Origin of the sequence: Bradyrhizobium sp. HKCCYLS3013, assembly GCF_051167615.1 — a bacterium.
Taxonomy (GTDB): Bacteria; Pseudomonadota; Alphaproteobacteria; order Rhizobiales; family Xanthobacteraceae; genus Bradyrhizobium.
Genome location: NZ_JBNPTK010000029.1, coordinates 23,749 through 50,426, shown reverse-complemented (window position 1 = coordinate 50,426; position 26,678 = coordinate 23,749). Strand labels below are relative to the sequence as shown.

Genomic DNA, 26,678 nt, shown 5'->3' with positions numbered 1-26,678 from the left:
TTCATAGCCGCCGCCGGTTGCCTCGACCCCGATCGGAATCCAGCCGCCGACGTTTCCGGCGACGATCGGCGAGCCGCTGTATTTGAGTTCAGGTCCGAGGCTGCCTCCAGCGGGCATGAAGTAGTAGTTGAGACCCACCTGAGCCAGAGCAGTTGAGCCGTAGGCCTCGAGAGTCGTGGTGGGGATTCCAATCGTGCCGTCGCCGTTCAGGTCCTGGTGGAAGCTGGCTTCGAGCGACTGCAGCGTGAGATCAGTGCCTGGGGCGCTGCCAACGAGATTGCCGTTGTAGTTGCCGCTCGCGTCGGTGGTCCAGACGGAATAGAGATTGCTGCCGGGCAGCTTCCATGCGAGTTCATAGCCGCCGCCGGTTGCCTCGACCCCGATCGGAATCCAGCCGCCGACGTTTCCGGCGACGATCGGCGAGCCGCTGTATTTGAGCTCAGGTCCGAGGCTGCCTCCAACGGGCATGAAGTAGTAGTTGAGATCTACCTGGGCCAGAGCAGTTGAGCCGTAGGCCTCGAGAGTCGTAGTGGGGATTCCGATCGTGCCGTCGCCGTTCAGGTCCTGGTGGAAGCTGGCTTCGAGCGACTGCAGCGTGAGATCAGTGCCTGGGGCGCTGCCAACGAGATTGCCGTTGTAGTTGCCGCTCGCGTCGGTGGTCCAGACGGAATAGAGATTGCTGCCGGGCAGCTTCCATGCGAGTTCATAGCCGCCGCCGGTTGCCTCGACCCCGATCGGAATCCAGCCGCCGACGTTTCCGGCGACGATCGGCGAGCCGCCGTATTTGAGCTCAGGTCCGAGGCTGCCTCCGACGGGCATGAAGTAGTAGTTGAGACCCACCTGAGCCAGAGCAGTTGAGCCGTAGGCTTCAATGCTGACTGGTGACGCGCCGACCAGATGAAAGCCGAGCGCGTCCATCTGCTTGAGGTCCACGGCCGTCAGCGTCTGCAGCGTGCTGTAGGTGTAGAACTCGTTGAACGGATCGTTGCCGCCCTGCACGCCGCTGTTCAGGAAGTCGCTGGGGTCCGAGGATTGGCCGTAATCGGCGAGCTTGGTATAGCCGCCATCGAGGGAGAAATAGGCGGTCCCCGCCGTCGCGCCGCCGGTCATCAGCCGCACGCCGGGGCTGGAGAAGCGGAACAGATCGAAGACGTCGGGCTGCGGTCCGTAGGGCACGCGGCCGAAGGCGTGCGTCAGCTCGTGCAGCGCCACGCCGACCAGCAGGTTCGAATTGATGTCGGTGGCGAAGGTCGCGCTGCCGTCGTCGGTGGTCGCATCGTTGGCGCCGAGCCCGCCCCACAGCTTGAGCTGCGAATTCCACACCGCGACGTAGGACTGTCCCTGGATGCTGGATCCCGCCGGCAGGGCATTGAAGGTGGTGTCGCCTGGGCTGGCATAGTTGATCAGGTTGGACCTGACGCTCGAATAGCCCATCCACTGGCCGCCGTCAGGACCGGCTGCCGCGCCGCCGCCGACGCCGCTATAGTCGATCTTGATGTTGACGGTGATGCGGTCCGAGATCATCGAGGTGAGGATCGCGGCGGCCTGCTGAATGCCGGCCCGGAAGCTCGCGGGGGCATTCATCGCCGCGGTGTCGAACAGCAGATTGATCGTCAGTCCGCCGGCGCTCACCGCGGTGACCGCGCCAATCCCGCCGAAGTCGCCCTGCGCGAGCTGGGCCTCGACCGCCTCGTCGGGCAGCTCCACGGGATTCGACGGCGGGGGTACCCCCGCGTCGTATGGAGGTGAAGTCGTGACCGACTGTAAGTTGGATGCTCCAGGCATTGCCTCAGTTCCGGCTCATCGCGTGAGGGCGCATGGCTCGACCGTATCGACACGCTGCCGAGTCGAATCGTGACCGTCCCAAGTTACAGGGCAACGATCTTGCTCGGAGGTTAATGGGCGTTCCGAAGCCCCGGAAAACGACCGGCGATGGCTGTCGCGGGCGTTCATCGAACCGAGGTTCGCTTACGCGTTCAATCCAGCAACTCGGGCAGGCGGTCCAGGAACGCAGGGACCGGTAGTGCAGCACCGAAATTATAGGGGTTGCCGCTGAGCGCGGCGCGATAGCGATCGAGCTGTGGCCCGCCCTCACGCAGGGGCCGGCCGATCCCGTCCAGGCAATCGAGCTTGTAGCGGACGGCTGCCGTGATGTCCTGCGCGGTATTCGGGTGGATTTCGAGCCCGTGGCGCGCCAGCACGGCGGTGTCGATCAGCAGTGCCTGCAGCGGCTGGCGATAGGTCTCGCGCAGCGAGAGGTAGCGCCGCGCGCGCCGGTCATAGACCGGGCGCAAGGTGAAGTCGGTGCGCTCATGCCAGAACTGGCAGTCGTTGGAGATGCAGTTGACGAGCAGCATCGGCGTTCCCAGCGCCTGCACGGCCGTGGTCAGGCCCGATGTCGTGCCGACGAACAGGCGGGCGGCAGCGCAAAGATAGAGGTCCATCTCCGCCGACTTGATGTCGCTGTGGGCGTAGTCGAAGACGCCTGCCATGCCGCGCAGCGGCGTCATGCTGCGATCGCCGAGCCTGACCACGGCGCCGCCGCGTGCGGTGATCGCGGCGATGGCGTCGAGGTAGTCGCCGACATTGGCGGAGCGATGCTGGCGCGTGGTGCCGGGTCCATCGCCGTGATAGCCGCCCTCGCGGATGTGCATCGCGACGAACCAGTCGGCGGTGACACCGGCGGCACGCAGCCTGGCCGTTGCGGTTTGCATCAGCTCCGACGGGACCTTCACGATCGGCAGCCGCTGCTGTTCGGCCCAGGCGACCTGCGCGCGCGACGCTGCGTGAGCCCACGGCTCGGCGATGCCGTCCTTGCCCCGGACGGCGATGAACTGGTCGCCGACCAGCCGCTGATAGGGCAGCAGATCGTCGACGAGAGCGGGGTCTTCGATGATCGTGACATGCTGATCGAACAGCCTGAGGAATGGCTGGTTGACAACCTTGCTTGCCGGGGCAAGCAGCACGTAGTTGGCGCGCGGCAGCATGCCGAGCGCGGCCATGCGCAAATGGCAGTCGATGAAGCCGACGTGGCCGATCAGCGTCACCCATTCGTAGCCGAGCAGCCGGACCGGGAGCGCGGGATCGAAGATGCTGCCGGCGCCGGCAATGCGCGCGATCAGCGCGTCGGGAATCGACCATTTGGCTGCCAAGGAATCCTGGTGGTCGAGTGCGGCCTGATAGCTGCGGAACGTGTCCTCGTAGCGCCCCTGGTGATAGAAGTTCTCGCCGAGCTGGATCAAATTGTCGTAGATCAGGAGCTCGCCGGCATGCTCCAGCTCCCAGGTGCTCGGCGTATAGGTCGATGGATCGTAGCCGCCGGCATAGTTCTGGTGCGCCATCACCGAGCGGGGATCGCGCGCGACCGACGCCTTGAAGCACGCGGCGGCCTGAACGTGGTCGCCGGCCAGGGCATGGACGGCGCCGAGCTTGCGCAGCGCGTTGCCGTCGCCCGAGGCCGCCGTCAGGAAATGCGCCGCGACTGGAAGATTGCCGCGATACATGTGGGCGACGCCGGCCGCGAAATTGATCGCGAAGCTGTCGATCGTCTCCGGCCGCGGCACCTCGCGCACGATGCGGTCATAGGCGCTGCACAGTGCCAGCGTCGTGAAATAGGCCTGCGCGCCCACACCGGCTCTGGCGCGCACATTGCTGCGGAAGATCAGGTTCAAGATCCGCACCGCACGCAGCGCGCTCGGCTTGCGGCTGGCGGCGAGGTGAATCTGCGCTGCCGCGGCCAGCGTGGTCGAGGCCGTCAGCGCCAGCAAACGGCCGAGGCGCGATCCCTTTGCCAATTGCCGGTCCATCAGCCGGAGCAGCGTCGCACCGGCCGGCGCGACGATCAGCCTGCTGTCGACGATGTTCGCGGCGCGGGTGGTCAGCGGCAGCAATTGCCGGCGCCGCGCACTCAGGAACGCATAGAGGCGAAACGCGGATGCCGTCAGCCACGTCCGCGGCGACCAGCGGCCTCGCGGCGTCTGCGGCGACGGTTGCTCGGCCGGCACGGCGCGAGTCGGCGCAGGAACAGCCTTGGCGCCGAGGCGGCGACGGAGAGAGCCGAAGGGGGCGCGGGCCGTCATGGCGCGCGATAGCCGGAGGTGGCGGACAAGATCGCGCGCCGGGCGGCGGTCTGGGCAAGCAGGCGCGTCAGCGACATCGGCCGCGTCCGGAGCGTGACCCAAGCCAGCGCGGCCAGGCGGCCGACGGCCCCGAAGCTCAGCATCACCCGAAGCAGGTGCGTGTCGAGCGCGTTGCCATCCAGCAAGGCGGATACGCGCGCAGCCTTGGCCGACGGCATCGTTTCACCGCCGAGCACCATCCGCGCCGCGCCGAAGCGATTGCGCCGGGCGAATAGATCGCCATAGCCTTCGGGGAACAACTTGCTCTGCGCAATCAGCGCGCCGATGTCGGCGAGCTTGGCGTTGAGCGAAGCCGGATCGGTCGCCGTCGCCGTCGAATAGTTCTGGCCGTGGATGCGCCAGTAGCCGAGCGCCTCGGCGATGAAGCAGCAGCCATAGGTCAAGGCCAGCCGCCGGGCGAGAAAGGCATCGGAGAACGAGCCGAGCTGGACGTCGAATCCGCCGAGCGCCTGCAAGGCGGTGCGGCGATACAGCGATGTGGTCCCCGAGAAGTAGTTGTCGCCAAAGCGCAGCGCCTCGCGAATGTCGGCCGGCGCCAGCATCGCCGAGGTCGACGCGGGCAGCATCATCGGCCGCAGCATCCGCCTTGCGGACGGCCCCTGAGGACCGATGATCTCGCAGCAAGCGAAGACCAGGCCGGCTTCGGGATGGCTGGCGGCCTGCGCCATCGTCTTTTCGAGATAGGTCGGATGCAGCGCGTCGTCGGCCCCGAGAAAGCCGATCCATTCGGTGTCCGCGAGCGCCAGCGCCTCGTTCTGACCGCGCACGACGCCCTGGTTGGTCTCGTGGCGGATCAGCCGCCAGCTCGGCCGGTCCGCCACGAAGCGCGAAATGACCGCGATGCTGTCATCCGTCGAGCAGTCGTCGATGATGACGACGCGGTCTGGGAGGCGGGTCTGGCTGGCGATGCTGCCGAGCGACTCGGGCAGGTAGCGGGCATGGTTGAAGTTTGGGACGACCAGCGTGACGGTCGGCAAGGTTGCTGGGCGGGTCGTCGTAGTCATGGCTCAGTGAACGTCATGGCACATCATCCCCGATGCCTGTCTCTCACGGCTTCGGGAGTTCCTTGACAACGTCGTCCAGGGCGCCGAAGGCCCTCACGCGGCCGCCATCAAGATAGAGCCCGAGATTGCAGGTGTCGCGCAGCAGGCCGTGATCATGCGAGGCGAGCACGACGATTCCCGAGCGGTTCGTGATCTCCTGCAGCCGGCCGTGGGTCTTCTTGCGGAACTGCGCGTCACCGACCGCGATCCACTCGTCCATCAGGATGATGTCGCCGTGAATCGAGGCGGCGATCGAGAACACCAGGCGCAGCAGCATGCCGGAGGAATAGGTCCGGATCGGCAGCTCCAGATAGTCGCCGAGCTCGGCGAATTCGGCGATCTCCGGCACGCGCTGCTCGATCTCCTCGGGCGAGAGCCCGAGGATGAGGCCGCGGGTGCGGATGTTCTCGTAGCCCGAAGCCTCTTCGTCCATGCCGAGACCGATGTCGAACATCGGAACGTTCCGCCCCACGGTCCGCAGCGATCCGCTCGTCGGCTCGTAGATGCCGGCGAGCACGCGGATCAGCGTGGTCTTGCCGGCGCCGTTGTGGCCGAGCAGGCCGAGCCGGTCGCCCTGCTTCAGGGTGAAGCTGATGTCATCGAGCGCCTGGACGAACTGGAACGAGCCGTCGCTCTTCGAGACCCGGCCGCCGACGCGTGAGGCCGCCTTGATCGCCAGATGCCGGAATGATCGTGCGTTCGGGGGTGCGACGGGAAATTCGATACCGATTTGCTTGGCTTCAATGAGAGTCATTCGAGGCGGATCCAGAGGTCTCCGGCCATGATGTCAGGCCCAATACACGACGCGCGACCGATAGCGCGTGTAGATATAGATCATGGCCGCGGTCAGGACCGCGACCGATCCAATGGCGCCGGCCCAGGTCGCAAGGCCGGGAACGTCGCCCATCAGCGGACCACGCGTGACCGCCAGCAGATAGGCGATCGGATTGAGCGTGACGATCAACTCGCCGCCGCGGATGCTCGACGGCTCCCAGATGATCGGAGAGATGAAGAACAGGAGCTGCAGCACCGCCGCCATGACGGGCGGCACGTCGCGATAGCGCACGCAGATCATCGAGACGATCACCGAGGCGCTGACGACGAAGACGTAGACGATCATCAGGCCGAGGATGGCGAGCACCATTCCGAATCCGACCGACCATGGATAGACGAGCCAGATGAACGGGATCACCGCGATGTTGTGCAGGAAGATGATCAGGTTGCGCTGAACCATGCGCATGACATGGATCAGGATCGGCATGTCGACGGCCTTGATCATGCCGCCTGCATTGATCATCGTGTAGCAGGCTTCGCTGAGCGAGGACGAGATGAAGCTCCAGATGGTCATGCTGACCATGAAGTGGGGCAGGTAGGTCTTCATGTCGGCGCCGAGGAAGCGGCCGGCCACCGTGCCCATGATCAGTGCGGTGATCGCATTGGTGGCCGTGATCCACCACGGGCCCAGCATGGTGCGGCGGTATTTCGATCGGATGTCACCGGCCGCGAGCGCACGCCAGGTGACGTGACGGGTGATGAACGGCGCGATGTCCTCGCGGCAGCGCGCCCAGGAGATGCGGCGCCGATCCGCAACCACGAACCGCTCGACCTGTCCATCGGTCAGGGTGGTCATCCTTCTACCTCGCGAGAGCCGTAAGTATTTGGCTTACCAGCCGAAAGCGGTTGGACGTCCGTCACGCCCGGGGGCCAATCGCCGGGGCTTGCTGGACCATGTTACGCGGGCACTGTCAACCGGTCAGCTTGAGGCCGCCGCCGCGGGCTCAGATCGCGACCGAGCCCGAGGCGTCGACGATCCGCGGCTCCGGCAGCGGCACCAGGAAGCGGCCGCCGGCGTCCAGGTAAGCCTGGTTGCGCTTCAGGATCGGCTCCGCATAGATCCAGGCGAGAATCACGACGATGTCGGGCTTGCGCGTCGCGAGCTCGCTGGACGGCAGCACAGGGATGTGGGCGCCCGGGCTGAAGCGGCCGTGCTTGAGCTGGTTGTCGTCGACGATGAACTTGATCCGGCTCTCCAGCTCGAAATGGTAGAGCAGGGTGGTGGTGGTGGTCGAGGCGCCGTAGGCCGCGACCAGCTTGCCCGCGGCGATGGCCTGGTCGAGCGTGGCGAGCACCCGGCGCTTGCAGTTTTCGATGGCGACGAACCAGTCGCGGTAGATCTGCGGCTTGGTCACCCCGCGCCGCTCCTCCTCGGCGATCAGTTTCGACAGCTCCGCCGAGCGCGGCCGCTTGCCGGTCGATTTCGGCTGCGCAAAAGCTCGGATCGAGCCGCCCTTGGTGCCGGTGCGTTCGACGTGGAACAGCGTCATGTCGTGCCGGTTCAGGAAGGTCTCGAGCGGGATCAGCGCGTGATGCGAGACGTGCTCATGGTAGATCGTGTCGAACACCATGTTGTCGATCATGTCGACGATGTAGGAGACCTCGAACACAAAGGCGCCGTCGTCGGCGAGCAGCAGACGGATGCCCTTCACGACGTCGGACATGTTGTCGATATGCGCGAACACGTTGTTGGCGCAGAACAGCTTGGCCTCGCCCTGTTCAGCCTTGATGCGGGCCGCCAGCGCGCTGGTGAAGAAATCCGGGATCGTCGGCACGCCTTCCTTGGTGGCGGTCGCCGCGATGTCGCGGGCTGGGTCGATGCCCTGCACGCGCATGCCCTCGTTCTTGAATGCCTTGAGCAGCGAGCCGTCGTTGCTGCCCATCTCGGCGACCAGACTGCCCTTGGGGATGCCGAGCGAGGACACCACCGATTGCGCATAGCGCTTGAAGTGCTCGACGAGGCCGAGCGAGACCGAGGTGCGATAGGTGTAGTCGCGAAACAGGATGTCGGGATCGACGACGTCGAGATTCTGCAAATGGCCGCAGTCGAGGCAGAGATAGCAGTCGAGCGGGTAGAGATCCTGCTTCTCGCTCAGCCGGTCGGCCGTCACGAATGCGTCGCCGATCGCCGAAGGCCTGATCGGCAGCACGTGATCGAGCGAGGTCGAGCCGCACAGGCGGCAATCGGTCTTGTGCTTGACGTGCTGCATGAGGTGTCGATCCTGGGTTGGCGATCCCGCAGGCGGGATGGTCGGCCGAAGAGGAATTTGCGGCGGGTTTTACAGGCCGGCGAAGCTCTTGGCGACCTCTTCTTGCCAGACTGTGGACACTCCGCCATCCAGGAACAGGCTCTGCCCGTTGATGAACGACGCGCGCGGGCTGCAGAGGAAGTCGAGGGCGTCGGCGCATTCCTCGGCCGTCCCGAGCCGGCCCAGCGGGACCAGCTTCCGGTAGGTCTCCATCAGCTTCTCGTTCTGTTCATAGAAGATGCGCGATTCGCGCTTCAGGTAGGTCAGCGGCATGATCGCGTTCACGCGGATGCCGCGCCGGCCGAGCGTTGCGGCGTAATGCCGGACCATCGCATTGAGGCCGCCCTTCACGGCGTGGTAGCCGACCGGCTGCGAGGAGCCGACGAATTCGGCGTAGACCGAGCTGACCACGCCGATGGCGCGGTCGCCATCGCCAGCAAAATGGCCGGAAAAGCCCTCGATCAGGTCGCGCGAGGCGGTCAGGCCGACCTGGATCTCGCCGGCCCAGGGATCGCCCTGGCCGCGAAAGCGCTGGCTCAGGACGAGGTAGCGGACCGGGCCGGAGGCCTCGGCGATCTCGCGCCAGAGCCCGGCAAAGCTCTCGCTGCGCTCGAGATCGGCGGAAAAATGCTTCAGGCCGGGCTGATCGGGAAAATCGGCCGGGCGCTGCCGTGACACGACGCTGACGGCGCAGCCGCGCGCCAGGAAGCGTTCGACGACCACGCGGCCGAGGCCGCGGGTGCCGCCGACCACGACCGCATGGTCGGTCATGCCGCGACGCCTTGCCGTGCGGCGACACGCCGGACGAGATCAGCCTGGTAGGCTGCGGCCTTGGCGGTGTCGCTGTCCTCGGGCGCGAAGTCGGCGAACACGCTGGCGCCGGGGCGGAACGGGCCGTTGGTGATCTCGTGCACGATCAGGAGGTCGCTGCGGATGATCAGGGTGTGGAAGAACGCGTTCGACATCCGGTAGTAGAACGGCCGCGCACCGCCCGGCGGCCCCAGTTCGACGACACGCTCGATCTGGCCGTCGTCGTCGAACACCACGATATCGACCTCGCCCTCGATGATGTGGAAGGCCTCGCTCTTGCCCGGGTGCTTGTGCGGACGGATGTAGGAGCTGGAATCGATCGCGATGATCATTTCATGCAGGCTGTCATCGCCGTCCGGATGGGCGTTGATGCGGGCCCGCCGCTTCGGGCTGGCCTTCACCGCGGCTTTCAGGGTGTTGATCTCGGCAGCGCCCACCGATGAAATGGGGCCCTCGGCCAGGAAGACCTCGGGGGATTTCTGGACGAGCGTCATGCTTGATCCCTCATGATCGAATTGTCGAGCGCGGCGTAGATCGAGCGGAATTCCACGCCCCTGGCAGCGAGCGGCGCAAGCTTTTCACGCACCTTGGCCTCGATATGCGGCGCGATCGCAAACAGGCACAGCCTGATCCGTTCGTCGTCGAGCAGCCGCTCGGAGCCTACCACAGGTGTACGGAAGCCGGGCGGGAAAAACCCGGCCTTGTCGGCATCATCGTCGACGGCCACCGCGATCAGGTCGGCCAGGCCGAAGGCGTTGACGAACATGATGGCGTGATGGCCGATGCCGAACAGCGCGATCCGATCGCGGTCGGGACCGGCCAGGGCCGCGAGCTTCGCGCGAAGGGCTTCCCGGGTTGACGCAAAGCCGTCCCGATAGGCTTCGAACATACGAGAGGGGCCGCGCGCCAGAATGGCCGGTACTGGGGCGTCGGTGGCTTCGAGAACAACCGCCAGAGCGTCTTCGAGGACGCCGGGATAGCGCAGCAACGCCCGAGTCCAGAAGCCACTCAACTCTGCGAGACACCGAAACGTTTCTTCGACGAAATAGCAGCTGTGCTCCTCCCAGAGAAAGCAATAGTCGCGAGCGGCAAGAAACTTGCTGCTATCGGGAACTTCAACAACCAGCAGGCCGTCGGGATTGAGCAGGCGCTTCAGGGCCTGCAGCGCGGCGACCGGTTCCGGTGTGTGCTCGACGACGTAGCGGCAGGACACGATGTCGAAAGTGCCAAGCTGCGCCGCCTTTGCTGAGAGATGCGGCTCATTCAGGCTGGCCTGCCAGGTCTCCAGATAAGGGTAGCGGCCAGCGGCCGCGCCGGGCTCGAGTTCGAGAGCGCGCGAAACAAGCCCCCGCGCGGCAAGCCGCGACAGCAAAGGCCGCTCGAACGGGCCAGTACCGATGGCGCTTTGTGCGTCCGGTCGCAACGAGAACAAGCTCTCCACCAGCGCCTCAAGATGACCTTCAGGCTCGCGATAGCGAATCCAGGGCACCTCGGGCCTCAATAGATGGGGCGGGGAGACCTCACCAAGCTGGACGAGCTGGCAGGCGTCACACTCGACGATAGTGAGATCGATGTCAGCGACGGGGCCGGGAGACCGGCTGAATTGATTGCAGACGGGTATAGATCCCAGTGCCAGCGTCGGCTCTGTCATCGTCTGTCCGCAGAGCCGGCATGTCGGAGCAGGTGGAGGTCTGACCATCTTGGCATCCGTGCTAGATTCGGAAATCATTGCCAATTCGCTGGCCGAACGACACGCGAGCACTATTCTCAGTGTCGAAGGGCATTCGACGGTGACCGTGGCGATAGCTGAGCACCGCAGGCTAGCGTCCAGAGCGCTTTGCTGGTATTCATCCTTCGACGAGTGACAGGGCATTCTTTATCTGCGGTCCGATTCTAGCGCAAGCTTCTATACGCCGCCCTTTGATTCGAGGAGATAGTGTTCGTGGGTATGAACTTAAATGGCCCGATCTATTTGCAGCGCAAGGGCTTTTTGACGTCAGAACGAAACAAGATACTCGATATTGGCCCCCAGAATGTTCTGTTTGTCCGAGAAGAACAGCTCAGGGAATTCATTCACCGCCAAGGCGGCGCAACGGTGCCGGAAGCGACAGTCGAAGCCGAGCTCAAACGCCTCGTCTACTTCTCGACTCCGCGCTCCGGCGAACGGACAATGCTCTTCTCGGAGATCACCGACCTGACCAACATCGAGTACAATTCGGTCGACGTCTGTCCGGGGCTCAAGACGACGATTCTGGACCTAAACTTCGATCCGGTGCCGAGCGAGATGCTCAGTCACTATGATGTCATCTTCAATTTTGGAACGACAGAGCATATTCTCAATCAGTGGAATTGCTTCGAGTTCATGCACGACGCCTTGAAGGTCGGTGGCGTCATCTATCACCAGCTGCCTGCCAGCGGCTATCTCGATCACGGCTATTATTGCTACACGCCGCTGTTCTTCCGCGAGATGGCTCAAGCCAACGACTATGTCATCGAGCAGATGGCGATGACGCCGGCAGGTGAAAGCAAGATTGATTTGCTCGATATCCCGTCCATGAGCGGTGATTCGCTTCTCAGTGAAGGCGCACCTCTGGGCGAGAATAACCGCGTGCCAGCGCTGAACATTCATGCCGTGCTGCGCAAGACGTCGGACGCGCCGTTCCGTGCTTCACTTGAAATCGCTACGGCTCACTCCGAGGTCGCCACAGCGATGCTGGAGCGCTACAAGGGCGGGGCTCGTGGCGTCTCGTTCTCCAAGCAGCGCCTGAGCGAACTGCTCGCTGCAGAGCGCGAGTTGGTAGCTCTCAAGCGATCTCGCTCATGGCAAATTACGCAGCCGCTCCGCGATGCAGCCGATCTAGTGCGCCGCGCGCGAGGAAAATAGCTTGCGCTTGCGTCCGCCGTAGTCTGTGACAGCACCCTGCTCGACCTCTACGTTGGGCTCGGGACGAGCCCCTCGCGACTCTAAGCAAATTTACAAGCACGCAATCTGCAACATTCGGCGAAGAATACCACGCGCACCATCGGAGCAGACTTGGCCAGCTTGAACGCGAGGGCATCTGCCGAATAATTGTGCGACAGCAGATGGAAGTAGCTTTGCGAGATGTTTGGCTGAACCGACGAAGGCATGATTCTTCTTCGTTGTTCCGGTGACAGGTAGTTGGGGGTGCGACTGCATGAGTGACGAAGACGAACTACTGCGGCGCATGCTATCGACGGCCCGCTCGGCGGCTCGCACCATTTGCGTGTGTGTTATAGTCTTGTCGGTGCTTTCGGCGCTTGGCGCAGGACTTCTGAAATCTTCGGTGGCAGCGGGGGTCGCCTTTGTTTTGGGCGCAGTCGGGCTTGGCCGGTTGATGCTCGAGAGGCTCGCGGTGTGGTCCGTTGTTCTATTGATTATCCACTGGACAGGCCTATTGCCTCTCAAGGAATGGATCCAGGCGATGATCGCGATCATCAATCGAGGATTGAGCTAAAGCGGCGCACGTATCCGTCCGGCCCTTCATTGCTTGGCGTTGGTAGGAGCTTGATCGAGCAAGTAAGAGCAAGGCGGAACTGGAGCTTTGGACATGACAACGGGAATCCGAACGGAGCAAGAACAGGACCAGCTATGCCGCCTCTACGCATTCTTCGTCAGGTCTGACGCTTCTTGGGCAGGGGGGGCAACTAAAGGCTGTAAACGACTATTTTGCTACTTTCCCTAAAGTCCGCGTCGTGCTGTGATGGCGGCCGCTATACATTGCCGAGCTGGACGCAAACGATGACCAACTTCGCCGTGTCGTATTGTGGTTATAGGATGCTATCGTGCACCAGCTCGGCAGGTGCGTTAGGCCATATATTGATCCATTTTCCACAAGATTTTCAGCTACGGAGAGAGTGTTCTCGGTCACGTAAGACTGTATCGACTTGGGTTGAGTTTTGAGAACAAGGGGCCGAGCGCCGTTCGCCATCGGCTTGCCTCCGATCTAAGATGCTCTCGTCTGATCGCAAATGACGACCGGGCTAGAAATATGTGATCGTGAGGTCGGGCGACTAATTAAATGCTGTTCTTGGGATCTGACAACTGTGATGACAATGCGCAGGCACAAGAGTTTGGAGGTGCCGTCCGAGCCGCTCACTCTCGTTGCAGCGTACGGGGGAGCAGCACGGTGGTCACGGCTGCAGTCCCGGCGATGGCTTCTCTTCGGCGTCGGTCTAGCGGCTAAGCTTCTATCTCTGTTCCCGGCTCGTTCGGCATTTCTGGTCATGGTGGCTGTCGAGGCGAGCAGGGTTCGCGGCGGTCGCCGGCTCCAGAGCGCCTATCAGGGCCACGTGACATCGCTACTGGCGAAGCGTCCCGCCCGTCGGTTTTCCGGACGGTTGATGCGGCAATTTCCGATTGTCGCCGCGCGAGTTCTCCTGCGTATCGGGGCCTGTCGCGAAGCCTACGAATTGGTCATGCAGGGTCAACTAGGTTTCCGTTCCACTGACCTTGCAAGCTGGACCGCGCGCGAACTGTTCGAGCACGGAGAATTTGAGAAAGCGCATCGACTGCTATCGAAGGTGGCAGGACAAGTCGATCTTGAACGGGAGCACCATCTCGCCTTTCTGAAGGGAGGGCTTGACTTGATAGCGGGTGACGAGGCGGCCGCCGTTGCATCCGCCCGCAAAGCCGGCTGTGGCTACTCGGATTACATGCGTCCGCACCAGAACATGGCTGCACGGCCGGCTCAGAACTACGTTCCCAATCCGCTCGACTCCGCTTGCGGCTCACGGGGGAGGCTGTTTGATCTCTGCAACTACACCGGCCAACGTTTAACCCACGTCGGGCGTGGCGAACTGGGAATCGGTCTTTTCGAAAGAGCTCTTGTTGCGCAGTCGCAGCTGCGCGGCAATGTCGTGCCGATCTTGTCGGCGGAACTTGCTGCCCTGCTCACCAGGTTGGGAATCCCGCTGGATCAACTGCGGATCCTTGCGGAGGAATGGACGAGCCAAATCGGTCATCTTGGGATGCTTGACATCTTGTTCCGAATGCGCGACCTGGGCTGGTGGTCGGGACGGCCGGTCCTTGTCGTGCGGCGCAATCTCGTTGCCAACAAGCCTTTTTCTCGTCTGTTCGAGAGATTTGCGGAAGTTGTGGTCATTGGAGAGTCCGTCTCCCAAACGATAGGCGAAGAGCTCCTGTCGCTGCAGCGGTGGTATGGAATGAGCTTCAACGTATTCCCACTTCCCAGCGGCGATGTGGTGCCGTGGCAGGAGGCGGGAGCGTTAGCCGTTGTGCAATGGGAGAAGGAGGGCCGAGGCCATCCGCTGCGTGACGAGTATGATCGGATTTTCGGGTCGCGGGCGGAGGTGCAAGACAGTTTCCAGCGGATGCGCGAAGCCTTTGGCATGAAGCCGGACGATTGGTATGTCTGCCTGCACACGCGCGACGCTGCGCACTATTCCGAGGTCGAGGGCTCCGGCCAGACTCATCGTAATTCTCCCATTGAATCATACCTCGATGCAGTCCATTTCATCACGGACAGAGGTGGATGGGTGATCAAACTCGGCGGTCCGAATTCACCCAAGCTGCCGCCAATGGATCGTGTGATCGATTATGCACGCAGTCGCTTCCGTTCCGAATTGATGGATATCTGCTTGATCCGTCACGCTAAACTGTTCATCGGCACCACGTCCGGGCTAACGAATGTAGCGATCAGCTTCGGCGTCCCATGCGCTCTTGTCAACTGCATCACCACTGACGCGCAGCTTTGGACAGGAGGGGTGCGGTTCGCGCCCAAACCGATTCGTCGCGACGACGGGACAATGCTGACGCAGGCGCAACTCACTTCGAGTCCATGGCGTTGGCGGCAGTTTGATGCAGGCGTCCTTCGGCGCCGCGGGGCTCAGCCGTACAACAATACGTCCGATGAAATTTCCGCAGTCGTTGAAGAAGTGGAAGCATTAGCTTCAGGACGTCCGCCGGCGCGTTGTCCTTCAGCGCTGGTAGTTCGTTGGCAGAAGCAGCTTGCTATCCCGCACTATTATGGTGCCAGCACAATCAGCTCGTATTACCTGAAGAAGTACGAAGATGCGTTCTTGCGTTCGGGAGATGACGCGGAGGTTCCTGGTAACAGGTAATTCGCTTACACTCTACACATGTATGTCTGCTCGAAGCGGTCCTTCGCGCCAGTATAGAGAGCCTGATCGACGACGTTCAGTTGCCGGATCAGCTCAAGGTCTTGAGGCGCGATGTCTCTTTGCAACGGACGGTCCATGTTCAAGTTGAGTTCTCGGGCGATTAGAGTTCTCCCAAGAAGTCGGGAAAGAACCTCGACGCTCTGTCGATAGTGCTCCACTATTCCGACGAACTGGAATTCGGAAAGATTAAGTTCCGCCTCACGTTGTAAATCTCCGATTTGTTTCCGATATTGTGGCCTAAAGTCCAAGGCGAGCGTTCTGGCCTGAAAATTTTCCGTGATCATCCGGACCTGCGGATCTTCACATCGAAGAAATTCCGAGAACGACATTATTCGAGCAGCCTCGATCGCGCGGCGACTGTAGTCGGATATCGGAGATTTCTTTCTCAAGAAATAATAGGCCGAGATAACGCGTTCGGTCGGATCGCGCAAGAAGGTCAATAGGAAGCGATCCTTCCTGAGTTTTGCGACGTGCTGATATGTGAAATGGCCAATAACGAGATCGTGGATCACGAGCTCAAGCGGCGTTACCGTGTCAAAGTTGGTAAGCTCCTCGTGGAAGATGACCGCGTCCTTGAAGGCGTCCGAGAGCGCGTGCTGAAGCGAGGTGCCCGCCGTCTTGCCGATATGCAAAAAGCAGATCTGGTGGCCGTCAGGTCCCGGCCCGGATGCGGTCGCTCGCCCCAGGAACTTCTCGAGGCCGCGGAAGAGTCGGTCACGCTCATCAAGCGCCCTGGAACGTTCGGCGCAGCACGTCTCGTATGCAGCACAAAAACCATCCGATGTTTCGCGCCACAGCGTAGCTTCAGCTTGCAAACTCTGGAAGGCATTCCGATAACCATCGGTATCGAGGTGCCATTGCGTTGCTTGCTGCGTCAGGCTTTGATAGGCAGCACGCAAACCGTCCGCCGTTTGCCGCCACTCGGTAGCCTCAACCTGAAGACTCTCAAAAGCAGCCCGATAGCCGTCAGCGTCGAGGTGCCACTGTGTTGCTTGCTGCGTTAGATTTTCGTACGCAGCACGATATCCATCACGTTCGCTTCGCAGGCGATCAATATCTAGCGCGGTGCCCACATTGTCCGCATCGGTGGTTCTCCACTTTGTCAGCAACCGCTGAAAAATCGTTCCGGGCTTCGCCATTCGCATCTGTCCTCACTCACGCTGAGGCGCGTTTGATTTTAATCTTAGGTGGGCCTAGTGGCCTGAGTCCAGTCGCTCACGTATGCCGTCGTGCCTAGAGTGAGAAAGAGATGGCAAGCACACTCATTCGAAGAAGATGAATTCGTGGTCGCCGGTGTAGCCGGAGCGCTTGAATTCGAAGGCCCATTCCTCGGGCGTGTGGAAGATGCGGCAGGTGAGCTGCCAGTACATCAGGTTCACCTTCTCGCGCTCGTTGCGGTAGCCCTCGACGCAGAGATATTTGGCGCCGCGGCTGACGCGCTCCATCTCGCGCAAGGCGGCATCGAGATCGTAGTTGTAGAGGTTGTGCAGCGTGTTGATCGAGATGACGAGATCGAAATACTTGTCGGGGTAGGGCAGCTTGGCGGCGGAGCCGACCTGGCAGAACGGCTTCACGCTCTCCATCGTGTGCTCGACGCCGTAGGACGAGATGTCGATGCCGGCGACCTCGAGGTCCGGAATGGCCTCGCGGAAATCGTGCAGGATGAAACCCTTGCCGGAGCCGACGTCGAGCACGCGCATGCCCGGCTTGATGCCGTACGTCTCGATCATGGCGTCGGCGACCTTGCGCCAGCGGCCGTCATATTTGTAGCCGCCATAGCCGGTCTCGCGGCTGCCGTCCCAGTAGTCGTAGTCGAACTTGATCGCCATCTCCGCGACATCGGCCTTGTCGCGCTGGGTGACGCGCGCGAGATAGTCGCGCTTGGTCGATTTGTGGACGAGACTGACGAACTCGCGATAGGCCATGAATATCTCCGGGCGTGTGAGTGTCGGTTAATCGGATGTGGCGCCGATCAGGCTGAGCTGTGCCTCGGCCTTGGCGAGCTGCGCAGCGCAGCGCTGCGCCCAGGCGCCGGTGTCGGCGAAGGCGCGACGCGTGGCGCCGAGCGGCAAGAAGTCGTTCAGGATGATGCAGGTCCATTTGACCTGGTAGGCGTCGATCAGCAACCGGCAGCGCGCCACGCTGGCGGCGTCGAGCCCGAGGCCGTCCGTCAGCCGGTCGATGAAATGCTCGTGCACCGGCAGCGGCACCGGCACTTCAGGCTGGCAGAAGAAATCGGAGACCAGCTTGGCCGGGTCGTCGCGGCCGGCATATTCGAAGTCGAGGAAGGTGAGCTTGTCCTGGTCGTCGATCAGCGCGTTGTGGAAGCCGAAATCGGATGGCGACAGGCAGACCTGATCGGCGGGGATGGCGGCCTCGAAGGCGAGCCCTTCGGCCGCCGCTCCGCGCAGAATGGTTGCCTTCACCTCGGTCCAGGCCGGCTGCAGCCGCGCCGCCACGAATGCCCGGGCGTCGGCGACATGCGGCACCTCGGCATCGAGCGTGGCCAGTCGCGCCACCCGGCGCTCGACGGTGGCGAGGTGCTCGGCGAGGGAGAAGCAGGCTTCCGATCCTGGCGCCAGCGCGGGGCGGGGCGGGGCGTTCACCGCGAGCACGAAGTCGATCGCGGCATCGACATGGGCGGGCGCGAGCTCTGCCGCGGTCAGCTTGCGGCCTGCGACGAAGCTGTAGAGGCCCGCCTGCTCGGCGCGGTCGCAGGCCAAGGGCTCCGGCACGACGCGGACGCCGTGGGACCAGGCATGGCTGATGAAGCTCCACTCGGCGCCCAGCCGGTCGCGGGTGTCGCGGGCGTCGGTGAAGTAGCGCTTGAGGACCAGCGGGCCCTCGGCGGTGTCCAGACGATAGACTTGGTTGTTGCGGCCGCCGGCGAGCCGGGTCAGCGCCGTCGGGCTCGCTCTGCCGGCCTGCGCGGTGAGGCGCTGCGCCAGCGCCAGCAGGGCGGCATCACGATCCGCGCCGGCGTCAGTGGGGGTCACGGACGACATCCGCCGCGATCTCGGCCCAGGAGACTCGGCGCTCGTACGGCACGGCCTTGGCCGCGAACTGGTTCTCCGGATCGAACAGCACCTTGCGCATGCCCTCGGGGAAGCCGGTCATGGCCAGGATCTCCGGCAGGTCGTCGACGAACAGCTCGCAGGCCAGCGCATGGGCCCGGGCGACCTTCTCGTCCTTGGTCAGCTCGAAGAACACCCGGTCAGGCGCGATCTGTCCGGGCGCTTCGCCCATCAGGCCGCGATCGGTCAGGAAGCCGCGCGCGGCGGCATGCATGTCGTGCTTGGGCCCGAGAATGGGGTGCTTCGTCTTATGACTGACGATGAACAGGTCATGGCCGGCGGCGCGGGCCGCCGTGACAAACGCGGCGAAGCCGGGGTAGGGCGACACTAGGTCCATGCGGGCGCCGTAGACATAGCCCTGCAGCTCGGTGAAGTCGTCCTTGCGCCCGCTGCCGTTGAGATGGTCGCGGACGCTGTTCTTGTCGCGGCCGAGATCGGCCGGGATCAGGCCGCGCTCGAGGGCCGCCGCATGAAACACGCCGTCATAGCAGGCGATCGTGTTGTCGAAGTCGATCCCGATCCGCATGGCTTGGACTTAAATGACCTGGACTTAACGCAAGGACATGTCGATCAGCGGACGGCCGACCTTGCCGGCGGCGAGATCCTGCAGCGCCTGGTCGGCCTGGGCGAGGCTGTAGGGCTTCGACAAGAGGTCCCGCACCGGGAAGCGGCCGGAGCTCAGCAGGCGCCCATAGCGTCCGTAATCGCGATCGGGCACGCTGTCGCCACCCCAGGTGCCGAGCAGGCTCTTACCCTGGTTAAACACGCCCGGATTCAGCGTCAGCGCCGCGCCATGCTTGGCATTGCCGATCACGACCGCGCGGCCGCCCTGCTGGCGGGTGGCGTTGACGGCCTGATCCATGACGCCCGGAATGCCGGAGGATTCGACCGCGAGATCAACGCCCTGCGGCACGATCTTCTTGATCTCGGCCAGCACGTCGGAAGCCGCGTCGATCACATGCGTGGCGCCGTAGATCTGGGCGAGCGCGCGGCGGGTCGGGTTGGGGTCGATGCCGATCACCGGCATCGCTCCGGCCAGCGCCGCGGCCATCAGCGCGTTCAGGCCGATGCCGCCGGTGCCGAACACGGCAACCGCATCGCCCGGCTGCACCTTCAGCACGTTGTAGACCGCGCCCATGCCGGTCGGCGCGGCGCAGCCGAGCAGCACCGCCACATCCATCGGCAGGTCAGGCGGCAGCAGGGTCAGGCGGTTCTCGCTCACGACCGAATGGCGCTGGAAGGTGGTGACGCCACCGGCATTGACCTTCTTGCCGTCCCAGTCATAGACCGCGCCGCCGGCCTCGATGCCGCTGCCCTTGATCCAGGACAGCACGACCTTGTCACCGACCTTGACCTTGGTAACGGCGCTGCCGGTCTCGATCACCGTGCCGGTGCCCTCGTGGCCGAGGCAATGCGGCACCCATTTGTCCTCGCCCTTGTCGCCGCGCCACTCCATCACCTGCGTGCCGCAGGCGCCGGAATAGGCGATCTCGACCAGCACCTGGCCCGGCTTGAGGGCGGGGGTCTCGATCTCGGCCAGCACGAGCGGTTGGCCGGTCTGGACCAGCAGGGCAGCTTGGGTCTTCATGTGATGTCTCAGCTCAAGGCGTGGATGATTTTGTCCGCGATCTGGTGGCCGGTCAGGCCGAGCACCTCGCGGGCATATTCCTGTTCACCGGATTTCTTGAAGAAGGCATCCGGGGTGCCGAAGCGCAGGAATTTCTTCGCCGATGTCTCTGAATCGACGAGCCATTCCGACACGGCAGCGCCGAAGCCGCCGATCAGCGAATGCTCCTCGATGGTCGCAACCAGCTTGAAGCGGCTGAACGCCTGCTTGAGCTTGTCCTCATCCAGCGGCTTCACGGTGTGGAAGCTCACGACCTCGGCGGAGATGCCCTTTTCCTTCAGTCTGTGGCCGGCCTCGATCGCCTCGGGCAGCATGTTGCCGGTCGAGAGCAGGCAGACGTCGGAGCCTTCCTCGACCGTGATCGCCTTGCCGATCTTGAAGTCAGCGATGGGGCCCTTGTGAACGACCGGCTCACCCTTCTTGCCCATGCGGATGTAGACCGGACGGTCCTGCTGCACCGCCGCGCGCAGCGCGCCGCGGACCTCGAAGGCATCGCCCGGGCAGATCACGACCATGTTCGGGATCGAGCGCAGGAACGAGATGTCCTCGCAGGCGTGATGGGTCGGACCGAGGCCGGAATAGGCGAGGCCGGCGCCGACCGCGACGATCGTCACCGGCGCCTCGTGATAGCAGACGTCGGTGCGGATCTGCTCCAGGCAGCGCGTCGTCACGAACGGGGTGATCGTATAGGCGACCGGGCGCAGGCCGTTCATGGCCATGCCGGCGGCGACGCCCATCATGTTGGCCTCGGCGACGCCGCAGTTGAAGAAGCGGCTCGGATGCTTGTCCTTGAACTTGTCGAACAGGCGGTTGCCGATGTCGCCCGAGAGCATCACGACGCGGCTGTCCTCATTGCCGAGCTTGGTCAGCTCGTCGGCGAAAGCATTTCTCATGACAGGCCGAGCTCCTTGAACGACTTGACGACTTCCTCAGCGGTGGGGGCGCGGTAATGCCAGTTGTTGTCGTCCTCCATGAACGACACGCCCTTGCCCTTGACGGTATGGGCGATCAGCGCCACCGGCTTGCCGGAGCCGTTCGGGATGTTCTGCATGGCCTCCGCCAGCGCGCCGACGTCATGGCCGTCGATCTCGTGCGCGTCCCAGCCGAAGGCGGCCCATTTGTCGCGCAGCGGCGCCAGCATCAGGGTCTCGTTGGAGCGCGCGGTGGCCTGCCACTTGTTGTAGTCGACCACGACGCAGACGTTTTCCAGCTTCTGGGCGGCGGCGAACATCGCCGCTTCCCACACCGAGCCCTCGTTGTTCTCGCCGTCGGACAGCAGCGCGAACACGCGGTAGGTCTCGCCCTTGATGCGGCCGGCCAGCGCCATGCCGCAGCCGAGCGGCAGGCCGTGGCCGAGCGAGCCGGTGGCGGCCTCGACGCCGGGCAGCAGGTTCGCCGGCGGATGCTCGGCGAGCCGGCCGCCGTCCTGGCAATAGGTGTCGAGCTCCTCGATCGGGAAGTAGCCCTTCATCGCAAGCGTCGCGAACAGCGCCGCGGCGGCGTGGCCCTTCGAGAGGATGAAGCGGTCGCGCAGCGGATCGGTCGGGTTCTTCGGGTCGATGTTCAGGACGTGCCAATAGGCGGCGGTCATCGCATCGGCGCAGGACAGCGAGGAGGCGAGATGCGCGGCCTGCGCCTTGTGCGACATCTCGATGATCTTGCCGCGCAGCTTCGCGGCCTGCGCCTTCAGGGCGGCCACGTCGGGCTTGGCCGCGGTGTTCCGGACTGCCACGTTCATCGTGCTCTCCAGTCGCGCCTCCGTTCGGAAGCGCAGGGGTCTCGATCAGGGTTTATGTTCGTACTTGGTCGGCAGCTTGGCCATGACATCCTCGAAACGTCGCGCCCAGGCGATGACGTCGTCGATGCCCTGTTCCAGCGAGAACGTGTCGCGCCAGCCGAGCTCGGTGCGCAGCTTGAAGCTGTCGAGCGTGTAGGCGGTATCCTTGCCGGGCCGCTCGGGGCCGATCTCGACGCAATCCTCGAAGTTCTTGCCCAGCCGGGCGAGGATCATCTCGACCAGCGTGCGGATCGACACCAGCTCGTAGCCGGAGATGTGATAGGTCTCGCCAAGCTTGCCGCTGCGGCCGATCTTGACCGTCGCGTCCGACACGTCGGTCATGTGGATGAAGACGCGGACCGACTTTCCGCCGCCGTCGAGCCGCAGCTTCTGCCCGGTCATCGCGGCGACGATGGTGCGCGGCACGATGCGGTAGAGCTGCTGGCCCGGGCCGTAGACATTGGCCGCGCGGGTGAAGACCACGGGGAACTGGTAGTTGGCGAAATAGGTCCGCAGGCTCATGTCGCCGGCGGCGCGCGACACCGCATAGGGCGTCGACGGGTTGAACGGCGCGTCCTCTCGCACCCAGCCCTCGGTCGAGCCATAGACCTCCGGCGTCGTGACATGAACGTAGCGATCGAGGCCGTCATAGTTGCGCAGGATGTCGTGCAGGCGGACGGCGGAGACGACGTTGGTCATCATCCAGTGGTCCGGGTACAGCCAGCTCTCGCCGACCATGCTCTGCGCCGCGAAGTTCACGACATGGGTCGGCCGCTCGGCCACCAGCAGCGCCTTCAGCGCATCGAGATCGTGGTTGAGGTCGACGCGCTTGAACCGCACGTTGCCTGGGCGCTTCTGCCATTTGTAGGGCAGGAACGCATCATGCGGCTCGTCCGAGCGGCTGGTCGCGATCACGTCGTGACCGGCGGCAGCCAGGAAGTCGACGAAGGTTGCGCCCGAAAAGGAGTTCGAGCCGAGGATCAGGTACTTTTCGTTCGCAGCCATCGTCCTTGCCCGTCAGACCTCGCGCGTCGTGATGATGTCGCCGCGCTGGGCGTACAGCCACTGCATGATCATGTGGCCGATCACCATCTGCGCGTCCTCGGCGATCTGCATGTCGTCGACCGCGAAATGGATCGGCACGTCGGCCAGCGCCTTGGCCTTGCCGCCGGTGAAGCCGAGTACGGCATAGCTGGTCATGCCGAGCTTCTTGCCCTCTTCGAGCGCCTTCAGGATGTTCGGCGAGTTGCCGGAGCCGGAGAAGGTGATCAGCACGTCGCCCTTGCGTGCGAGCACCGCGAGCTGCAGCGAGAACACCTGGTCATAGCCTTCGTCGTTGGCGAGGCAGGTGATCACCGACGGGTTCGACGACAGCGAGTGCACGCGCAGGCCGGAGCCGGGCGTCTTCGACAGCGCGTAGAGGAAGTCGTTGGCGAGATGGTTGGCGTTGCCGCCGCTGCCGCCATTGCCGCAGAAGAACACCTGGCGGCCGGTCTGCCAGCAGTCGCGCAGATCATAGGCGAGCTTCTCGACGGGGGCCCAGTCGAAATCCTTCAGCACGGTGCTGAAGCGGCTGGTGTAGTCGGCGAACAGGCTGCCGGGGGTCTTGAAGGCCAGGACGTTCATTTCACGACCTCCTTCTCCATCCATTTCAGATTGTACCAGCGGTCCTCGTTCTTGAGCTGGCCTTGCGAGTACATGCCGATGATTTCCTTGATCGCGTCCTCCACCGTCTTCTTCGGGCGGAAGCCGGTCGCCAGCAGGCGATCGGAGTTGACGCGATAGCTGCGCGGATCGTTCGAGGGCGTCACGATGACCTCGGCCGGCACGTGCTTGGTGACCAGATTGGCGATGTCGAGGATCGAGATGTTCTCGAAGCCGGCATTGTAGACACCGGTGTGCTCAGGATGATCGAGCAGGAACAGATAAAGATCGGTGATGTCGTCGATATGAATGTTCGGGCGGGTCTGGTCGCCGCCGAACACCGTGATGCGGCCGTTCATCAGCGCCTGCATCGTCAGCATGTTGACGGAAACGTCGAGCCGCTGGCGCGGGGAGTAGCCGCACACGGTGGCGGGACGCACGATCTGCACCACCATGTCGTCCTTGTAGGACAGCACGATGCGCTCGCCGCACATCTTGGTCTTGTTGTACTCCGAGATCGGCAGCAGCTCGAGATCCTCGGTGACCTGCTCCTCTTCCTTGACGCCGTAGACGCTGCCGGAGGACGCGTAGATGAAGCGCTTGATGCCGTGGCGGTAGGCGCGATCGGCGAGCTGCATCGTGGCGAGGCAGGAGATCTCCCAGGTCAGCTTGGGATCGAGATCACCGCAGGGATCATTGGCGACGCTGGAGAGATGAATGATGGCATCGACGCCGGTGAGGTCGATGGCGTCGGGATTGCGCACGTCGCCCTGGACGACGGTGAGATCCGGATGCGGATCGAGGAAGTTGCCGAACCACATGATGTCGAATGCGACGACCTTGTGGCCGGCCTTCAGGAGCTTCGGCACGAGCACGCTGCCCTTGTAGCCGCACGCTCCGGTCACGAATATCTTCATCTGAGCAATCCCCGTGGCTCGCCTGTCGTGTCGCCGGCTGGCGCGTCGCGCGCACCTTTATACAAATTGGCGGGGGAAGGCGACCAGCCCAGCGGCGAAAATCGCCCGTCAAGCGTCCCCGCCACGGCGCGGTTCGTGATTAAACTCCAAATGGGCCCGGCGCAAGCTTTCCGGGTTACCGATATCCCGATGATAACCGCTGGTTTCCACGCACAAAATGCGTTCCAAATAGTTGGGGATGATTTCGGTGGAGAGATCGACGATCGGCTTTCCCAGCGCGGCGATGTCGGCGATGACGGCGGGATCGAAGACGTAGACCGCGCCATTGGCGAGGTTCCCAGGCGGATTTTTGACCTTCTCGTGGAAGGCGATCACCCTGTGCTGAGCATCCAGCTCGAGAATCCCGCACGAGCTCGGATCGTCGGTCCGGAACGCGAGCATCGTCATGATGCAGCCGTCAGGGCGGTTGCGATGGGCGGCGAGCAGCCCTGCGACGTCGAAATCGGTCAGATTGTCGGCATGGGCCACGAGGAACGGCTGGTCGCCGAACCAGGTGCGGTTCGCAAGCACGGTGCCGCCGGTCCCGAGCAGTTCATCTTCGTGAACGAGATCGATCCGGTCGCGCCAGCGCGACTGCGCGACGTGCGCGCGAACCTGCTCGGCGAGCCAGTGCGTGTTCAGCAACGCCCGCTCGATGCCGCCTTCGAAGACGAGGTCGAGCCAATGGTCCAGCAAGGGTCGGTCGTGCACACGCACCAGGCATTTCGGCGTCGTATTGGTCAGCGGGCGCAGCCGGCTTCCGATCCCCGCCGCGAGCAGAAGGGCACGCATGTCGACATCCTACTCCTGGCTGAATCCGGTCTCGTCGATTTCCCGCACCAGCTCCGCCGTCGTCAACGGCAGGTTGCCGACGCGGGAAACCTGGAGCGCGGCCGCCAGCGATCCGAGATAGGAGGCCTGCCAGATATCGGCGCCCGCGCGCAGGCCCATCGAGCAGGCCATGAAGAAGCTGTCGCCGGCGCCGGAGACGTCCTTCGGCGACGGATTGAACGCCGGCAGGCGGTCGGAGGTGAAGATGCCCTCGGCCATGGTATTGATCAGCGCGCCCTCAGCGCCGAGCGTGATCACGAGGTTCTTGGTGCGGGCCCGTTCGACCAGGCGCTCGCTGATGACGGCGAGACCGGAAATGAAGTCGTTCAGCGCGACGCGGGCCTCGCGTTCGGTCGGCGTCAGCAGGGTCATGCCCTTGAAGCGCGAGACGTCGCCGGTCTGCGACGACACCTGGCTGTCGGCCGCCATCATCACGCCCTGGGCGCGGGCGCGGTCGGCGATCGCGTCGACCAGATCCTGCGGCAGGCAGCCGTAGTTGAAGCAGGAGAACAGCAGCAGATCGCAGGTCTTCAAGGCGCGCTCGACCGAGGTCAGCATCTGCCGCTGAAGGTCGGCATCGGAGGCGTGCTGGCGCAGATGATTGACGCGCAACAGCGTCTTGTTGAGCGCGCGAAAACGCTGCTTGCGCGTGGTCGGCCGGCTCTGGTCGGTGAAGGCGTTGAAGTTCACCCCATGCTGTTCCAGCGTGTTGCGGGCGAACCGCGCCGCTTCATCGTCGCCGACCAGCGTGAAGAACTTCACGTCTGCGCCCAGGCCATGCGCATGGGCCGCAACCGCGCCAGCGCCGCCGACGAAGGTACGGGTCATCAGCGGCGTCACGACGATGGTCGGATCTTCCTGGGACATGCCGACCGCATCGCAAGTGACATATTCGTCGACGATCAGGTCGCCGATAACGGCGACTCGCATGCCGGAGAGCTTGCGGAGCAGGTCCTTCAGATTCCCGATCTCGAAGCCGTGGCGCCTTGGAAATTCCTGCGGCTTGCGGACCGTGGAGATGTCGATGTTGGCGTCGCGTTCCAGCAGCGACAGCGACGCAAAGCGCAATTCACCGGACGAGAAGATCAGCCGTCCGCCATAGGCGTCCACGGCCTCCTGCTCTGGATTGGCGCGATCCTCGAACTCCTTGCCCTTGACGACAACGGTCGGCTTCAGATGCGCGATGAAGTCGGACGCCGACGTTTCCAAGCGCACGACATGGTGCACAAAGGCGATGGAACGCACATTTTCGAGGCGCATGTCCTGCGCCAGGGTCACGCCTGGCGTCGAATCGGGATTGACGCCCACGACCAGCACGTCGGCCTGCTCGGCAGCGAACTTCAAAAGCCGTAAATGTCCGGGGTGCACGACGTTGAAATTGCCGGACACGAACGCAATCGTCTGCCCGGAGTCACAGGAGGCGCGAACCGTCTGACAGGCCAGATCCATCTCACTCATATCGATCACCTGATCCAAGGAATTCGCCTCCGGCTCGATCGGGCTGAGGTCGGACAATCGGCCACCGTGTCATT

24 protein-coding genes are annotated in these 26,678 nt (G+C 63.5%); 3 read left to right on the top strand and 21 right to left on the bottom strand.

Going from position 1 to position 26,678, the window contains the following annotated elements; all coding sequences use genetic code 11:
• The 9 genes from ACQR1F_RS31170 to ACQR1F_RS31130 all read right to left on the bottom strand — a co-directional run.
• On the bottom strand, positions 1–1,707 hold a 1,707-nt coding region (locus ACQR1F_RS31170; RefSeq protein WP_434914486.1), incomplete at its 3' end, for an NF038122 family metalloprotease.
• Positions 1,708–1,976: 269 nt separating this feature from the next.
• Complete coding sequence (locus tag ACQR1F_RS31165) at positions 1,977–4,079, bottom strand: TIGR04372 family glycosyltransferase (RefSeq protein WP_434914485.1); 2,103 nt, start codon at positions 4,077–4,079, stop codon at positions 1,977–1,979.
• On the bottom strand, positions 4,076–5,143 hold the full coding sequence (locus tag ACQR1F_RS31160) for a glycosyltransferase family 2 protein (protein ID WP_434889103.1): 1,068 nt from the start codon (positions 5,141–5,143) through the stop codon (positions 4,076–4,078). The genes ACQR1F_RS31165 and ACQR1F_RS31160 overlap by 4 nt, the downstream gene beginning before the upstream one ends.
• 43 nt (positions 5,144–5,186) lie before the next feature.
• Positions 5,187–5,936 (bottom strand): ABC transporter ATP-binding protein, encoded by a 750-nt coding sequence (locus ACQR1F_RS31155; RefSeq protein WP_315805277.1) that lies wholly within the window; start codon positions 5,934–5,936, stop codon positions 5,187–5,189.
• A 33-nt stretch (positions 5,937–5,969) separates the two neighbouring features.
• Complete coding sequence (locus ACQR1F_RS31150; RefSeq protein ID WP_315805278.1) at positions 5,970–6,812, bottom strand: ABC transporter permease; 843 nt, start codon at positions 6,810–6,812, stop codon at positions 5,970–5,972.
• 148 nt (positions 6,813–6,960) lie between these two features.
• On the bottom strand, positions 6,961–8,226 hold the full coding sequence (locus ACQR1F_RS31145) for a class I SAM-dependent methyltransferase (protein ID WP_315805279.1): 1,266 nt from the start codon (positions 8,224–8,226) through the stop codon (positions 6,961–6,963).
• Positions 8,227–8,295: 69 nt separating this feature from the next.
• Positions 8,296–9,036, bottom strand: coding sequence for an SDR family NAD(P)-dependent oxidoreductase (locus ACQR1F_RS31140; protein WP_316183373.1), 741 nt, complete (start codon positions 9,034–9,036; stop codon positions 8,296–8,298).
• Positions 9,033–9,569, bottom strand: a complete 537-nt coding sequence (locus ACQR1F_RS31135; RefSeq protein WP_315805281.1) for a WbuC family cupin fold metalloprotein — start codon at positions 9,567–9,569, stop codon at positions 9,033–9,035. The genes ACQR1F_RS31140 and ACQR1F_RS31135 overlap by 4 nt, the downstream gene beginning before the upstream one ends.
• Positions 9,566–10,774, bottom strand: a complete 1,209-nt coding sequence (locus tag ACQR1F_RS31130) for a methyltransferase domain-containing protein (protein WP_434914487.1) — start codon at positions 10,772–10,774, stop codon at positions 9,566–9,568. The genes ACQR1F_RS31135 and ACQR1F_RS31130 overlap by 4 nt, the downstream gene beginning before the upstream one ends.
• Positions 10,775–11,017: 243 nt before the next feature.
• Here ACQR1F_RS31130 and ACQR1F_RS31125 point away from each other — a divergent pair, with 243 nt between their 5' ends.
• The 3 genes from ACQR1F_RS31125 to ACQR1F_RS31115 all read left to right on the top strand — a co-directional run bounded on the left by ACQR1F_RS31125 (position 11,018) and on the right by ACQR1F_RS31115 (position 15,177).
• Positions 11,018–11,959 carry a hypothetical protein gene (locus ACQR1F_RS31125; RefSeq protein WP_434914484.1) on the top strand — a complete coding sequence of 314 codons (942 nt, stop codon included), beginning with the start codon at positions 11,018–11,020 and terminating at the stop codon, positions 11,957–11,959.
• A gap of 292 nt (positions 11,960–12,251) precedes the next feature.
• Positions 12,252–12,551: a hypothetical protein gene (locus ACQR1F_RS31120; protein WP_434914483.1), complete on the top strand. Its 300-nt coding sequence runs from the start codon at positions 12,252–12,254 to the stop codon at positions 12,549–12,551.
• A gap of 769 nt (positions 12,552–13,320) precedes the next feature.
• Positions 13,321–15,177: a TIGR04372 family glycosyltransferase gene (locus tag ACQR1F_RS31115; RefSeq protein WP_434914482.1), complete on the top strand. Its 1,857-nt coding sequence runs from the start codon at positions 13,321–13,323 to the stop codon at positions 15,175–15,177.
• 5 nt (positions 15,178–15,182) lie between these two features.
• Here the strand turns inward: ACQR1F_RS31115 and ACQR1F_RS31110 are convergent, their stop codons facing one another.
• The 12 genes from ACQR1F_RS31110 to ACQR1F_RS31055 form a co-directional block, all read right to left on the bottom strand.
• On the bottom strand, positions 15,183–16,376 hold the full coding sequence (locus ACQR1F_RS31110) for a sulfotransferase family 2 domain-containing protein (protein ID WP_434914481.1): 1,194 nt from the start codon (positions 16,374–16,376) through the stop codon (positions 15,183–15,185).
• Positions 16,377–16,499: 123 nt separating this feature from the next.
• Positions 16,500–17,162, bottom strand: a complete 663-nt coding sequence (locus tag ACQR1F_RS31105; protein ID WP_012045559.1) for a class I SAM-dependent methyltransferase — start codon at positions 17,160–17,162, stop codon at positions 16,500–16,502.
• Positions 17,163–17,189: 27 nt separating this feature from the next.
• Positions 17,190–18,233 (bottom strand): phosphotransferase, encoded by a 1,044-nt coding sequence (locus ACQR1F_RS31100; protein WP_434880990.1) that lies wholly within the window; start codon positions 18,231–18,233, stop codon positions 17,190–17,192.
• On the bottom strand, positions 18,220–18,837 hold the full coding sequence (locus tag ACQR1F_RS31095) for a hypothetical protein (protein ID WP_315805296.1): 618 nt from the start codon (positions 18,835–18,837) through the stop codon (positions 18,220–18,222). The genes ACQR1F_RS31100 and ACQR1F_RS31095 overlap by 14 nt, the downstream gene beginning before the upstream one ends.
• A 24-nt stretch (positions 18,838–18,861) precedes the next feature.
• The gene (locus tag ACQR1F_RS31090) at positions 18,862–19,899 is read right to left on the bottom strand and encodes a zinc-binding dehydrogenase (RefSeq protein ID WP_434914480.1); all 1,038 of its coding nucleotides are present in this window, start codon (positions 19,897–19,899) and stop codon (positions 18,862–18,864) included.
• Positions 19,900–19,907: 8 nt separating this feature from the next.
• A complete protein-coding gene (locus ACQR1F_RS31085; RefSeq protein WP_434914479.1) occupies positions 19,908–20,831 on the bottom strand; it encodes a transketolase family protein in 924 nt (307 codons plus the stop codon).
• On the bottom strand, positions 20,828–21,676 hold the full coding sequence (locus tag ACQR1F_RS31080) for a transketolase (protein ID WP_316183388.1): 849 nt from the start codon (positions 21,674–21,676) through the stop codon (positions 20,828–20,830). The genes ACQR1F_RS31085 and ACQR1F_RS31080 overlap by 4 nt, the downstream gene beginning before the upstream one ends.
• A 45-nt stretch (positions 21,677–21,721) precedes the next feature.
• On the bottom strand, positions 21,722–22,720 hold the full coding sequence (locus ACQR1F_RS31075) for an NAD-dependent epimerase/dehydratase family protein (RefSeq protein ID WP_316183389.1): 999 nt from the start codon (positions 22,718–22,720) through the stop codon (positions 21,722–21,724).
• 12 nt (positions 22,721–22,732) lie between these two features.
• On the bottom strand, positions 22,733–23,341 hold the full coding sequence (locus ACQR1F_RS31070) for an SIS domain-containing protein (RefSeq protein WP_315805301.1): 609 nt from the start codon (positions 23,339–23,341) through the stop codon (positions 22,733–22,735).
• Positions 23,338–24,276 carry an NAD-dependent epimerase/dehydratase family protein gene (locus ACQR1F_RS31065; RefSeq protein ID WP_257170486.1) on the bottom strand — a complete coding sequence of 313 codons (939 nt, stop codon included), beginning with the start codon at positions 24,274–24,276 and terminating at the stop codon, positions 23,338–23,340. Before ACQR1F_RS31065 ends, ACQR1F_RS31070 begins: the two co-directional genes overlap by 4 nt.
• A 108-nt stretch (positions 24,277–24,384) precedes the next feature.
• Positions 24,385–25,107, bottom strand: a complete 723-nt coding sequence (locus ACQR1F_RS31060) for a nucleotidyltransferase family protein (protein ID WP_434914478.1) — start codon at positions 25,105–25,107, stop codon at positions 24,385–24,387.
• A 9-nt stretch (positions 25,108–25,116) separates the two neighbouring features.
• A complete protein-coding gene (locus ACQR1F_RS31055) occupies positions 25,117–26,604 on the bottom strand; it encodes a PfkB family carbohydrate kinase (protein WP_410051472.1) in 1,488 nt (495 codons plus the stop codon).
• Between the last annotated feature and the right edge of the window lie 74 nt (positions 26,605–26,678).